General features: G+C 59.6%; 12 protein-coding genes and 3 pseudogenes. 3 read left to right on the top strand and 12 right to left on the bottom strand.

The features are described from left to right. Positions 1–207: 207 nt before the first annotated feature. Positions 208–1,815 (bottom strand): 2OG-Fe(II) oxygenase, encoded by a 1,608-nt coding sequence (locus ACVJGD_RS39220; protein ID WP_456640524.1) that lies wholly within the window; start codon positions 1,813–1,815, stop codon positions 208–210. Between ACVJGD_RS39220 and ACVJGD_RS39215 the strand changes: the two genes are divergently transcribed. Further along, positions 1,744–2,175, top strand: a complete 432-nt coding sequence (locus ACVJGD_RS39215) for a hypothetical protein (RefSeq protein WP_456640603.1) — start codon at positions 1,744–1,746, stop codon at positions 2,173–2,175. The two genes, ACVJGD_RS39220 and ACVJGD_RS39215, sit on opposite strands and share 72 nt — an antisense overlap. Before the next feature lie 260 nt (positions 2,176–2,435). Here ACVJGD_RS39215 and ACVJGD_RS39210 read toward each other — a convergent pair whose 3' ends face one another. The 6 genes and pseudogenes from ACVJGD_RS39210 to ACVJGD_RS39185 all read right to left on the bottom strand — a co-directional run. Continuing rightward, the gene (locus ACVJGD_RS39210; protein ID WP_456639178.1) at positions 2,436–2,780 is read right to left on the bottom strand and encodes a type II toxin-antitoxin system VapC family toxin; all 345 of its coding nucleotides are present in this window, start codon (positions 2,778–2,780) and stop codon (positions 2,436–2,438) included. Positions 2,781–2,847: 67 nt separating this feature from the next. Beyond that, positions 2,848–3,171, bottom strand: coding sequence for a hypothetical protein (locus ACVJGD_RS39205; RefSeq protein ID WP_456639177.1), 324 nt, complete (start codon positions 3,169–3,171; stop codon positions 2,848–2,850). Between the two features lie 5 nt (positions 3,172–3,176). Beyond that, positions 3,177–3,434 (bottom strand): hypothetical protein, encoded by a 258-nt coding sequence (locus tag ACVJGD_RS39200; RefSeq protein WP_456639176.1) that lies wholly within the window; start codon positions 3,432–3,434, stop codon positions 3,177–3,179. Beyond that, the gene (locus tag ACVJGD_RS39195; RefSeq protein WP_456640523.1) at positions 3,431–3,628 is read right to left on the bottom strand and encodes a nucleotidyl transferase AbiEii/AbiGii toxin family protein; all 198 of its coding nucleotides are present in this window, start codon (positions 3,626–3,628) and stop codon (positions 3,431–3,433) included. The genes ACVJGD_RS39200 and ACVJGD_RS39195 overlap by 4 nt, the downstream gene beginning before the upstream one ends. A gap of 796 nt (positions 3,629–4,424) precedes the next feature. Next, positions 4,425–4,763: pseudogene (locus ACVJGD_RS39190) on the bottom strand (transposase); the annotation flags it as partial. A 148-nt stretch (positions 4,764–4,911) separates the two neighbouring features. Further along, positions 4,912–5,152: pseudogene (locus tag ACVJGD_RS39185) on the bottom strand (helix-turn-helix domain-containing protein); the annotation flags it as partial. A 963-nt stretch (positions 5,153–6,115) separates the two neighbouring features. On the opposite strand from ACVJGD_RS39185, the gene ACVJGD_RS39180 reads away from it, so the two are divergent. Beyond that, positions 6,116–6,958: a shikimate dehydrogenase family protein gene (locus tag ACVJGD_RS39180; protein WP_456639175.1), complete on the top strand. Its 843-nt coding sequence runs from the start codon at positions 6,116–6,118 to the stop codon at positions 6,956–6,958. Here ACVJGD_RS39180 and ACVJGD_RS39175 read toward each other — a convergent pair. The 5 genes from ACVJGD_RS39175 to ACVJGD_RS39155 form a co-directional block, all read right to left on the bottom strand. Beyond that, a complete protein-coding gene (locus ACVJGD_RS39175) occupies positions 6,955–7,197 on the bottom strand; it encodes a hypothetical protein (protein WP_456639174.1) in 243 nt (80 codons plus the stop codon). The two genes, ACVJGD_RS39180 and ACVJGD_RS39175, sit on opposite strands and share 4 nt — an antisense overlap. Positions 7,198–7,974: 777 nt before the next feature. Beyond that, complete coding sequence (locus ACVJGD_RS39170; RefSeq protein WP_456639173.1) at positions 7,975–10,437, bottom strand: xanthine dehydrogenase family protein molybdopterin-binding subunit; 2,463 nt, start codon at positions 10,435–10,437, stop codon at positions 7,975–7,977. 1 nt (position 10,438) lies between these two features. Continuing rightward, positions 10,439–10,927: a (2Fe-2S)-binding protein gene (locus ACVJGD_RS39165; protein ID WP_456639172.1), complete on the bottom strand. Its 489-nt coding sequence runs from the start codon at positions 10,925–10,927 to the stop codon at positions 10,439–10,441. Between the two features lie 11 nt (positions 10,928–10,938). Beyond that, positions 10,939–11,805: an FAD binding domain-containing protein gene (locus ACVJGD_RS39160; RefSeq protein ID WP_456639171.1), complete on the bottom strand. Its 867-nt coding sequence runs from the start codon at positions 11,803–11,805 to the stop codon at positions 10,939–10,941. Between the two features lie 108 nt (positions 11,806–11,913). Further along, positions 11,914–12,483 (bottom strand): TetR/AcrR family transcriptional regulator, encoded by a 570-nt coding sequence (locus ACVJGD_RS39155; RefSeq protein WP_456639170.1) that lies wholly within the window; start codon positions 12,481–12,483, stop codon positions 11,914–11,916. A gap of 289 nt (positions 12,484–12,772) precedes the next feature. Between ACVJGD_RS39155 and ACVJGD_RS39150 the strand changes: the two are divergent. Then, a pseudogene (locus ACVJGD_RS39150) lies at positions 12,773–13,315 on the top strand (3-keto-5-aminohexanoate cleavage protein). The last annotated feature ends 5 nt before the right edge of the window (positions 13,316–13,320 follow it).

Below are 13,320 nucleotides of genomic sequence, written 5' to 3'. Positions count from 1 at the left end.
AGATCAAGGTCGCATGCCGCGCTTCGGACACTTTCCTGGACATGGCTCCTCCGATCCTGGACCGCCTTCAGGTGCCATTGCTGTTGATCCGGCGCAGTCAGGAATGCGCCCAGTCCACGGCATTCGTCACATTTGCATGTGAGCGTGTTGGTCCTGGTCCAGTCCCGTGGCGCCTCCAGCGGAAGAGCGATGCGCTTGCGCAGGTGATCAAGCGACGCCTCTCGGAGCCGTCCCACCGCCGGCCATGCCGTGCTCTCCGCCAGTTTGGCAAACGCGCGAGCAGCGGGGACGAGCACGTCGTCCGGCTTGTATGTTTTCGGCCAGGCCAGCAGGTGCTCGATCGCGCGCGCCGCGAGCCCTTCGTTGACTCGGCTTGTCGCCGTCAACAGATCGGCGACGAAGGCCGGTTTCACGGGCGCCGGCCGGGTCCAGGGGTCGCGCTCCTGTTGCCTCGTCGGGGGGGCCCGGCAGGGCCTCGATCAAGGCTGTGCCGATCTGCATGAGGTCACACGTCCGACCGGCGGGCGCCGCTGTGCAGCGCAGCACCAGATCTCCGCAAGCGGCCAGATGGGCCGGAGCGTTACGTCGGAGAATCCGGACCAGCAGCTCCGTTACACGCGGGGCTGGAAGCAAGGCGGCAGCACGCAGGATCGCTTCGTTGTCGGGCGCGGCGTAATGGCCTTCGGCGGACACGCCGGCGAGAAATGCATCGATGCACTGCACGTTGCGCAGTCGGATCTGCAAATCGAGCATCCGGCCGGCTTCGGCGTCTTCGTCTTCTCGCCAGGACGAACGGGGCCAGGAGCGCAGCATGTGCTGTGAAAGCTCATCGGCCTCACGCCACAAGGGCGACCGGACCGATGCCTTGCTTGCCTCCCAGCGCGCCGTCAGATCTTCGAGATACGGCAGCGTTGTGCGGAGGCCGGCCTGATTCAGCACCGCGAGCCTCCGCGGGATCGGCCACAACACGAAGCCTGCTCGGCGATAGGTGCGCTCGAAGGACGCCCCTTCATTGCCCGTCGCCTCGTGAAAATGCTGCTCGTCCGGCGTCAGATCCTCGAAAGCGTCAGACGGGCACAGCTCGTCCTCATCGAATGGAAAATCGTCGAACCCAGCCTCGCTGCCATCCGGTCGCCGCCACTCGGAGAGGAACAGCGCCCGGTCGATGACGTCGGCAACCTCAAATTCTTCGTCATCCTCCTCGTCTCGACTCCAGCGGCGACGGCTGTAACAGCCTGTATGTTCGGCGCTGCCGCTTTCCTCGATCGACACGAGAGCGAGGTAGAGATCGCAGTCCGCTTCCGCGGCGGCCTTGACCAGCACGGACGCCACGCCTGCATCGGCACCCTTGAGTGCACTGAACGACAGCTCCGCCGGCGTATAGACATGCTCCAAGGACAGGATCAGCTTGTCAGGCTCGTCCTCGGCGCTCGTCCAGCCCCGCAGTAACTCCACCACCCGCCCGTGCTCTGCGCGATAATCGGGCGCCTTCAGCGGACGCCTCTTGCCGACGAAACGCAAATTATAGACGAGGGTCAGGCGACATCCCGTTTGAACAGGCCGCACTTCATGCACGCAGTCGGCATAGAAGGCCGCGAGGCCTACCTCCGACGGTTCCTCGGGACGCGGGTCAAGTACCATCTCGCGGCCAAGGTGCTTGACGACCAATTTGCCACCGCTATGGATCGAGGGCAGCACGAGCACCATCGTCGCAAACATGCCGGGGACCTTCTCGGTATCGCGATGGTCGACGAAGAAGCTGCCGGCATCGTAGACAAGAAGCTTATAGAAGTCCGCCGCAACCGGCTCGCTCACACCGAGCCCGAGTGCGACATCCGCGACCAGTCCGGCCAAGGTCTTGTCCCAGTGACGCCCTCCGATCCGGACCTTGGCGGAATCGACCTGCCAAGTTCTCCGGACCTCGCGATCGATCACCGTCGCCTCGCCGCGCCCATAGGGGGCTGCCTCGGCGCTCGCGACGAGCCGCTGGGCCTGGATGGGCTGGACCGGAAAGGCGATCCTGCCCACGCCGTCGACATCGATCGTCGGCATGAAGATCTCCCGAGTCCCGCCGACGCAAAAGTCACCCGGACGCTCGACGGAACGAAGGCTGTTAAGCAACGCGGTACCGATCGACGACATGGCAGCTCCCGGCAGGGCTGGTTCAGCAAATAATCGTCAGGTCGACGTGCTGGACCTTCAAGAAATTATACGCAGAGAACGCACGCATAAGAAATAGCGGTCATGAGCCACAAAGGCGGCCGCGTTGATCGCCAGTCCACTCGCCGCTTGAACGACGTCTGCCGGCTTGAGGTGTCATTCGGCGCGCTGATTAACCCCGTATCGGCGCCGAAGGTTGACCCCGGCAGGTACTGTCGAACCGTTTGAATTGTCGCCGAAAACGTCGTCTCGCGTGAGGGGTCAATGTCCGGCGCCTATTTACAATCGTAAACCCGCGCAGTCGCCGCGAGGGCCAGATCCCACCGGTCCTTGTTTTTCGACCCGAGCATTCGGGTCCATTCCGCGACGACACTTGCGTCTATCGGAATGATCCGGTCTGCATAGATTTTCTCGATCGCACCGATCGTCTTGAGCAAGCTCGCGGCCCTGTCCGGATCGCGGCGCTTCAACATCTCGGCGCCGCGCCGTTTCTCGAAAAGTGTAGCGGCGCTCAGACGGAGGTCCGAATCGTCGACTGTTCCAAGCCACTTGCGCACGTTCGCATTGCCCCGCGCACCAAACTCGCGCAGCACGTTCTCGTCGATCAGATACCCGATCACGGAATCCGGCGCGGCGCAACCTCGCCGGCGTTGCGGCTTCAGAGAACTGTTCCTAATTTCCCGTGTCTCACTTTTGGGGGGCACTCCACTGTCCTGTCCCCGCCGTCCGGTCGAGACGCACGCCTCGGTCGGCCATTTCCAGCCAGAAAGAGGCTTCGGCGTAGGCTTCGTAGGCCTGCGCCATCGGCGTGTGGTCTTGTGGACCGTGAACCGCCTTCAGCTTCTTTCGCAGCTCATTGTTCAGAGATGAGAGCCTCGGTTCGCCTGCCGATCGTGTCTCGATTTCATCGATCCGCGACGCCGTCATAAGAGCAATCGGGATCGACACAGTTAGGTTCGCGAGCATTTGCGAAATGCGAAGGAATTCTTGAGACGTCGTGAGAGTAGCCATGGCGGTCACTCAAGAACTGCGATCAACTGAGCCACAAGCTTTTCGCGATCTGCGGCACGCAGCTTATCAAGATTGACCTGCTTCCATCGAACGGCGGGAAGCTTTGCTGCTCCATCGACTTCCAACAGCGCCCAATCTGGCTTCCCGCGTTTGAATCCGATCAGAAATTCCCGATGGGGCTTCGACATTTTTCCAGATACCTCGGTGATCAAATCCTCGCGGGCGTTCAATAACTCATCCAGCGAGACCGGATCTGAGGTCATACCTTCGAAGCCGTGCTCGAATTCGTTGCGGACATCCTTTCGCCGGGCACCACAAGCTCCGAAATGGGCCGGTCATGGCTGATGAGATAGACGATGAAAGCGCGCCTCAGGTCGTCGCTGATGCCCTCATTCGTCAAAAGGTCCCGGACGTCAAAAAGATCGCGAGGATGCTGGCGGTAAAGGGCGGCGACGATTTTTCTTGTTAGAGGTCGGAAAACGAGATGACCTGTGTCTCTGCAAAGCCAAAGCTCTCCTCGACGCTCGGACGTACGGATCGCATCTCGGGATTGAAGACGCAGCCGCGAAGGACGGGAGTGACTTCGATCTTGATCTGGGCGTCGGCTCTTTGAGTGTCAGCTTGGTAACGATGCCTGCCGCGCGGTTCGCGACCTCATTCACCTTGACACCCGGAATTCCTCTGCCAATGGCGACAGCCATTCTTTTCATGCCCGCATTAATCGCGGCCAGCGATTCCGGCCGCCCGGCGACAGGCAGGTAGGTCAGGTCGATATCCGGTCCGTTCTTCATGACTTCCGTCTTGCGGCAATCTATGCGTCCCCCCCGTCCGGGGATTCCAATCGTATAAACCGTGTTGAACTTGCGCCAATCCTGAGGTCGCAATTCCAACCAGATCGTACCTCGGTGCGAGCTAGCCCTACACTCACGACAACCGCTTGCCGGCAACGACCGGCGCCCGATGTCACACGCCATCCGGAACTGCCCGGGGGCAGTTTTCCATGGCGCGCGGCACCCGAACGTTTTTGTCTCCCGGACGATCCTGCCGCTTGCGGCATCACAAGCCTGGAGAATGCAATATCTACGAAATTGAGAGCCAAGTCAGAGTTTCCTGCGCTTTCACTTTCATACCACGGCCCCGCCGGGGACGCGACTATGTGCCCTTGGCTACTCGTTTGGGCCCCCTCTTAGCCAGGCTGGTCCTGAACATGCCGCGGGTCGCCGCTGTCGACACGACGTCCTTCACTGCTATCGACGTCGCCGCAGGCAGCGCTTGTAGGCCTCCTGCACCACCGCGGTGAGCGCCTTCTCGGCCATCCGCCGCGGTTCGAGGAAGCCGGGGAAGTAGGAGCCTTTGCGCAGCTTGGGGATGCGCAGCTCAACGGTGCCGGCGCAGGTCTCCCAGCTCCGATCGCGGTAGCCGTTGCGCTGCGCCAGGCGCTCCTGGCTCTTCTCCCCGTAAGCGGCCCCTGTCAGTCCCTCGACCTCGAGCTCCATCAGCCGGTGGGCGGCAAAGCCGATCATCTCGCGCAACAGATCGGCATCAGGGGTCTTCTCCACGAGCGCGCGCAGGTTCATCATGTCGTCGGTCATCGGTGGTTCCTCGAATCAGGTTGGTGTCAGCAACCCGACCCTACCGGCGAATCGCCGGTGACCACCGCAAAGCCGTCCGCCCGCTACGGCGCTATTGGGGGGCGCGCTTCGCGAGCGGCTTCGCTCCAGCTACACCACCAGCGGGGACACGACCCTTGTCTTGCAGACCTTCAAGGCCGTGGTCGGCATAGCGATGCCGCCAAGCTGACGATCCGCGGCTGGACCCCAACTTACTTGGCGATCGACCGGGTGCTGCGCCCATCCGCAGCCAACAGAACTATCCGAGCCCGCTTCAAATCGCGCTGCAACGTCACTGGTGAGCGACAGCATGCCTCAAGCACCTTGCGATCTTTCCTCGAAAGGTGGACTTCTCTTGCTTCGGGTATCATCCCGACCTTGAATCACGACTCACGTTCCAGGAAAAGTGGGTACTATGGCATATTCCGCCGGCGCAGCGCGAAGCGCATGATTTGGCTCGTCTTCACGCAGGGCCTGCACGACTTTTTGGTGGCATGCCGATTGCTGGTGAAGACTCCGTCGGACCATGTCGTATTCCGCAGTCGACGCCAGGAGTTCAGATGAAGCTTGCTCAATTGATCCTAACGAACGCCATAGACTCTGCGCCATTGTGTGCGGTCCGGCCAATTGAAGCTCTGCTGCGCCATTGGCGGGTGCCGCTGTTGTTTGCCCAGCGGCGACTTTGATTTCAGGCGCGCCTGGAGGGTGGCGCGATCTGGAATCCGGGCCGCTGACACAATGGAGGTGCAGCGATGGCAAATCGCCATACTTTATGCCAGGCAGGAAGGTCATTCTTATCGTCATCTCGAGGTGATCCCGGGAGAGGAACGCCGGCGACCATGGACCGGCGAAAAGGTCCGGATCGTGCGAGAACACCTTGTGGAGGATCCGAACATCTCCGAGGTGGCATGGCAAAATTGCGTTGCCCGCAGGCTGCTCAAAGCTCTGGCAAGCCGCCACCATCGAGAATGTCGACTATAGCACCGCTCGTGATTTCGATCGCCTACTGTTCCAAGACCTCGGCAGGTAAATCCCGGCTGACCAGCGCGATCGGCAACGGAGCCCGCCGCTATAGCATGTCGGAGAGTATCGGCGGCGCACACCTAGGCGCGCCGCTCCCGATATGACCGGCATAACAACACGTGAAGGCGCGTTGAACGCCGAGACTGGCAAGAAGATTTTGGACGCTGTCGTTGGGGTAGAGAGCACGGCCTCGAGCTGACAGCGGCGTTTCCTGCCATGCTTGTATTCGTCAAGGAGGCCGTGGAGGCCACAGTTGAGCATTCAGCGATCCACGACCTCGCCTATCTGCTCACGGCCAAGGAGGTTGCCTGATGCACAAGATCGTTGATGGCTCGACGCAGATCCTTGGCATCGTGGGGGATCCGATCTGCCAGGTTCGCGCACCAGAAGTCTGGAGTGCTCTGTTTCGTGCAAATGGTTTCAATGCCGTCTGCGTCCCTCTGCATGTCAAGCCCGCCGAGCTGACGATCTTCCTCACGAGCTTGCGAACGATCCAAAACCTGGTAGGTCTGATCGTCACGATCCCGCATAAGCTCGCGGCCGTGCATCATGCTGACGTTCTTACAGAACGGGCACGCCGCGTGCAGTCTGTGAACATCATGCGGCGTGACGATGATGGGTGCTGGCGTGGAGACATTCTCGACGGCATCGGCTTTGTCAAGGGATTGCTGAGCAGAGGTCAACGCATCGATGGACGCCGCGCGCTCGTCGTTGGTTCGGGAGGGGCCGGCGCCGCGATCGCCTTCGCCATCGCAGAGGCGAAGGCTGCCTCTGTCCATGTCTTTGATATCGCGGCGGATCGCGCGAGTGATCTCGCACACCGATTAGAGGCGGCCGGAACACCCTCCGGGATCTCGGCTGCTTCGGCGAGGGGATACGACCTTGTTGTGAATGCCAGTCCGATTGGGATGAAACCGGATGACCCGATCTCGATCGACTGCACCGATCTGGCGCCTCAGGCATTGGTGGGAGACGTCGTAGTTCATCCTCAGATTACCCCGCTGCTGGCTGCCGCGCGGAAGCGCGGCTGCTACACGCAGCCGGGCATAGTGATGATGGACAATCAACTGACTGCGATGCGTGAATTTTTTCGTTTTCCTGACGGTGACTACAGTCCGGCGGCGGCCGCACGCGTGATCGCCTATAGCGTTTAGCTTGCGTCAAATGCTGCGCAAAACACATCTGCCCCGAGGTCGGAAAAACAGAGGAAGGAAATTTCGAAATGATACATTGAGGCGAAGTCCTGGCAGCCGCTGCCGAGTAGCTGGCATTGTTGGGTGGTGATCGATGGCGGACTTTGTAACGTCGCTGCGCTCAGGGTGCCGCGCCTTACAGCGTTCAGCCGCCGCATCTCGGTGCGGAGAACGAAGGCGAGCGTACCTTCGCTGGGCATGCCGCTCACCCTGGCCCGGTTGCCGATCGTGAGTACCTGATGGTCGCAGATGATCGCGTCGTCGTTGTCATACCGCCGCCCAAGTCGAGGCGCCACTCGCGCGAGGTCAGGAACGCGCAGACAAGGAAGCAACTATGATGGAAGCATGGCAGCAGGGGAAGACCACGCTCGACCTCCTGGTTTGAGTTGCAGTGGTGATAGCAGCGGTGAGCCACGACGTCTGCACTCGCAATCGTTCGCGGCGCCTCGAGCTTGTCAGCCTATCTGGAGATCAGACATGCATGATGACTGCGATACACGTCTTGCAACTTACGGAACCCTTGCACCAGGACGCCCCAACCACCACCAACTGGCGGGACTGAGCGGCAAATGGCTGCAAGGCAGGCTCGTCGAGGCAGGCTAGGACGCCGTCCTCCGCTATCCCGGATTCCTCCTCGATCCGTCGGGCAAAGAAGTTGGAGTTCACGTCTTTGAATCATCCGACCTGCCGGAACACTGGCCACGCCTGGACGCATTTGAAGGGATAGGCTACAGGCGGGTCGCGACGCAGGTGCATGTGCATACCAAGGACCGTAAATCCGCTTGCCGAGATGATGCAGGCCTTCCGTCGATCCGTTGCTACGCCGCGGACGGGTTTCGCACGGTAGGCGGTTTGCGAGATTGGATTGCGTCCGAACTGGCCCGGTGGCGCTTTGGTGGTCCGTTAAAAGCCGCCCCGTATGCGCGATCTACCTACGCGCTTCCGGGGTTCGAACTTGTTCGGTAACGTTCGAAGCGCTACCGGTTCGCCGTCGCCTCACGAATTAGGCCGCGCAGCTTCGCCGGCGTCAACGGCAAGAAGTCTGTCTTGATTCTGAAAGGCTTCAACGCGTCCTCGATTGCGCTGGCTATGGCGGGCGGAGTGCCCATCCTGCCACCCTCGCCACCGCCTTTGATCCCGTATTCGGTAAAGGGTGATGGCGTTACGACGTGGCCAACGCGGATATTCGAAGGCACTTCGTTGATACTAGGCAGGATATAGTCGGCGAAGTTTGCGTTCAGTATCTGGCCATCATCGGCGTACTTGTACTCTTCATAGATTGCTGAACCGATGCCCTGCGCCGTACCTCCGCGAACATGGCCCGCGAGTGTCATCGGGTTTACGATCGTGCCGCAATCATGCACGGCGACATAGTCGAGAAACTTGACCTTGCCGGTCTCAACATCAACCTCGACGACCGGCATGTGGCACATATGGCCCATGATCGGATAGAAGATGCCCAGGTCCTTGCGGTCTTCCGATGGCATGGTTGTCAGCGGATGGTCGTAGGTGCAGGAAGCATCGAGTCCAGTGTCGAATTCTGACGTGTCCGGAAACGAGAGACGGAAGAAATGCGCCATCATTGCAAGATCGGCGATGGACTTTTCAGCGCCTTGCCGCCCCTTAACCCTGACCTTTCCGTCGAACAGTTCCATTTCGGAAGGGGCGACGTCCAGTAGGTGAGCAGCAAGAAGGAAAAGTTTCTTTTTGATCACTTGAGAGGCAGATACGATCGCCCCGGCCACCATCACTGTGAATCGACTTCCCCCTGGCCCGGTGCCGGCTATGCCGCTATCGGTATCGGCGTAGGTGACCGAAATATTTGCAGGATCCATGGTCAGATGCTCGGCCAGAATCATGGTCGCCATGGTTTCTGGGCTGTTGCCCCAGAAGGGCGCCTGAAGGGTAATCACGGCATTGCCGGTCGGATCGATTTTTACCTTGACGCCCTCCGGCGACGAAGTTAGCGCAAAACCGGCTTCATGGTTCAGCATCCAGAATTCGGTTGCCGAAAAAACCGAGCGCTCTTGGCAGGCAGCAAGTCCGATCCCGATATAGCGTCCCTCCTTGCGAGCTTCTTTCTGCTTGCTCCGCCAGCCATCGTAGTCGAGCATCTGCAACGCCTTATCGAGCACGGCGGGATAATTGCCACTGTCATAGAGATTGCCGGTGGGGATGAAAAAGGGAAACTGTTCGGGTTTGATGAAGTTCTTGCGCCGGAACTCCACTCGATCGAGGCCGAACTCAGAACACGCGGCGTCGACCATCCTCTCCATTACGTAGTTCGAGACTTCCGAGCCGAAGCCGCGATACGCACCCTGCTGGCATTTATTTGTCATGACAGCGGTGATGTCGGCCTCGACACTGCCGATTTGATAAGGACCGGTGATCTGCGACAACGCGTTGCCGTGATGCCCGATGCCAAACTGGAAGTAGGCGCCGTAGTCATCAATGACCTTGCAGCGCATCGATATCATGATATCGTTTTGATCGAGAGCGAGCTCGCAGTCATAGAAGCGGTCCGAGCCGTGATGGTCGCAAGCCATGATGTTTTCGGCGCGGTCCTCGATGTACTTCACAGGACGCCCGGTCTCGCGTGCCAAGACCGCCGATATCACCGGCACCTTGTGAATGAAGAGCTTGGAGCCGAAGCTTCCGCCAGCGATTGTAGGCACAATGTTGAGCTTGTGGGCCGGCACGCCTAGCGTGACCGCCAGAAGCCATCCCACATAGTTGTACATCGAACTGTTGACGTGAATGGTGAACTTACCTGTCGCGTTGTCGTACTCGCTGACGGCGCCGCAGGTCTCCAAGGGCTGGGCACCCGACCGGGACCAACGGAGCGATCGTTTGACAACGCGCTTTGCGCGGGCAAAGTCGCCTGCCACATCTCCGAAAGAGAAGTTGCGGTGCATTGCAATATTGGTGTCACCACGCGCGGGATGCAGCACACCTTCACCCGTCGCGTGGATCGCCTTGCGCGGATCGTTCGACGGTGGCAGCGGTTCGTACTCAATTTCGATCAGATGCGCCGCGTCCTCAGCGATATAACGGCTTTCAGCCGCGATGATGGCCACCGGCTCCCCGACATGACGGACGCGGTCGATCGCAACGCAGCGTTGTTCCACAGGCGGGTTCGAAAAGCAGGGTAACGGTCCGGTTGATCTTGCCACGTCCTCCCCCGTCATCGCCGCGACTACGCCCGGCAATGCACGCGCCTTGGAGGCGTCAATCGATATGATGCGGGCGTGGGCATGGGGGCTGGACAGAGTGGCGGCATACAGCATGCCGGGCACGCTCACGTCGTCAGCATAGCGGCCCTGACCGGTCAGGAGGCGCGGGTCCTCGACCCGCTTCATGTTGGTGCCGATCCACTTTGTCTTCTGGCCCGGCTTCTCGCGCTGACGGCTCATGGGAATACGACTGGTCTGACCATTCATCTCACGCCTCCGCCTTCTGCGATTTTAGAAGTGTTGCGGCATGCTCAATCGCGTCCACGATGGTCTGGTATCCGGTGCAGCGGCAAAGATTGCCGCTGATGGCTTCGATGATGTCCTCCCGCGGAGGCGTCTCATTACTGGCTAGGAACTCCTCGGCTCGCATCAGCATGCCGGGGGTGCAATAACCACACTGCAGCCCGTGCTTTTCCCAGAATGCTTGTTGGATCGGGTGCAGCGCGCCTTGTTTGCCAAGGGCCTCCACCGTGCGGATATCACGCCCCTCGGCTTGTATCGCGAAGGTCAAGCAGGACCGCGCCGTCTTACCGTCAATTTGAACCGTACAGACGCCGCAGACGCCATGTTCGCAGCCTACATGGGTGCCTGTAAGCCGAGCGATCTGCCGGATAAAATCCGACAGAAGGATGCGGGGCTCCACATGGCCAGAATAGGTCGTGCCATTGATCATCAGCTGTACTTTCTGCGTCCCCATCGCGGCCTCCTCTATTTCGCCGCCATTCTGACCGCGACCGTCAGCACGCGACGCGACATGGTGCGCACAAGGTCGAGTTTGTATGCCGCATCGGCATGAATGTCGTCGCTCGGATCAGCGTTGACGACCGCAATTTCCGCCGCCTCGGCCAGAACTCGATCGTCTGGAACAGCACCTTCCAGCATTGCCTCCACCACTGACATCCGCCGTTTTCGGACCCCAGCTCCGGTAATACCGAAACGCACATTCGTCATCTGTCCGTCTCGGATCGACAGCCGGGAGCCGGCAGAAACAATGGCGAAATCGCCCTTGCGCTGTGACATCTCTTCGAAGGCGTAGCCCTCGTCCGCAGCCTGGGCAGGAATGCGGATCTCGGTCAGCATCTCAACGGTCTTCACCTCTGTCTCGAAAGCGTCGATGAAGAAATTGCCAGCGATCACAACACGTTCACCACGTGCGCCCCGGATCACCATCGAGGCGTCAAGAAGTGCGAGCACCAGCGGCATTTCGGACGCAGGATCCGCGTGGCAAATGTTGCCGCCCAATGTGCCGCGATTGCGGATCGTGTGGTGCGCAACGCTGTGATAGGCAACGACAAGCATCGGGCAAGCGAACGCTGAGGCTTCGGCTTCCATGATGGCGTTGTGCGTCGCTAGCGCGCCAATCCGAAGACCCCCGTCTTCGACTCGGACATACGCCAGATCGGAGAGATTTCCGACGTCAATGAGGAGATCCGGCGCTGCTAGCCCCAAGTTCATCATGGGAATTAGACTTTGGCCACCGGCCAGCAGTCGTGCCCCCTCCCCGTGCCTGGCAAGCACTGCGATCGCATCCTCGATTGAATTGGCGCGATGATATTCGAATGGCGACGGCTTCATCCGATCCTCCCAGCGACCATATTATTGAGCATCTGCTCATCAATTCGCCGCCGTGTCAACTCTTTGAGGTCCCAGTCGAGGAAACATCGCCGATGATCATCTTAGAAGTTACAGACGCGGCAGTCGCCCAACAAGAAACAGCCGCACCATCTGTTCGACATAGACCTCCTGGATTTGCGCAGTCGGGGTTCTAAAGATGTGTTTCCGGATTAAGTAGTAGATGAAGGTCGAGTGCAGCATCCAGACTTGCTCCATCTCCATGAGCTCGACGCCTGGAGCGAGCGCCTCGCGCGACTCGTGCCGTAGTTCCAGCGCGATCGTCTCCATTAACGAGGAGACGTTTTCGCGGATATATTTGGAAGTCAGGTCGTTTCCAGACAGACCCGAGAAAAGTGCAATCCGGATCCAAACGTATTCGTCCACTGTCTGAAGATACGACCAGTAGAATTCGAAGAGCCTTTTCTCCAAGGGTTCGGACCTGTCCGTCAATTTCCTTTCCCATTCCGGCCGCCAACGTTGCAGGAAGGTTGTCTCGTAGACACGCTGGACCAGCTTCTCCTTCGAACCGAAATATCTGAAGATCAAGCCCTGAGATATTCCGGAACGTTTTGCCAAATCGCGGACATTGGCTTCAAACCCGTGTTCTGCAAAAAAGCGGGTTGCATCATCAAGGATCATCCGTTCACGCTCGTGTGGCGGCAGACGGCTCCTGAAGGACCGACCTGTCTCGCGAGACCCACTCTGGATGGAAGCGGCACTGCGCGTTTTCCTACTCTGCCGGCCGGCTTCTGTAGGTCTGCCCACGGGCTTAGCGTTCATCTAGTTTTTATCCTTGGCTTTTCGGCCGAACTTTCCAGCACTTATCGGCGCACTGTCAATGGCCGACCAATTTACGATATTGACCAATTGCTCATTAACGATTAGGGACACGGAAGGACATGCGGAATTGCATCAAGGAGGACCAGCTATGAGCGCTCAACGAAAGGTCATCATCACCTGTGCGGTGACCGGCTCAATCCATACGCCCAGCTGTCACCCCATCTCCCGATTACGCCGGACGAGATCGTGACGGACGCGCTGAAGGCCGCGGAAGCGGGAGCCTCGATCTTGCATCTGCACGCAAGCATTTCGTCGAACGCGGGCTGATCAAGCCGCCTTCTTTGTCCAATCGGTCTTCGGCATCCTGGGTGGCATAGGCACCCACGCCGAGGACGTGATGCACATGAAGCGAACCGCTGACCGACTGTTCGGTGACCAATATCGCTGGTCGGTGCTGGGGGCCGGCGCCGCACAACTACGAATCGGTGCCATGGCCGTGGCGATGGGCGGTAACATTCGCGTGGGCCTTGAAGACTCGCTTTGGGCTGGCAAAAGCAAGCTCGCCAAGTCCAGCGCCGAACAGGAGGCGTTTGCTCGCAAGATTATCGAGGGGCATGGGCTGGACGTTGCGACACCTGACGACGCGCGCGAAATGCTTTCGTTGAAAGGCGCGGACCCGGTGAACTTCTAAGTGAT

Source organism: Bradyrhizobium sp. USDA 10063, from assembly GCF_054063735.1.
Note: the sequence above shows the minus strand (reverse complement) of the source record. Positions and strands in the feature narration are given on the sequence as shown.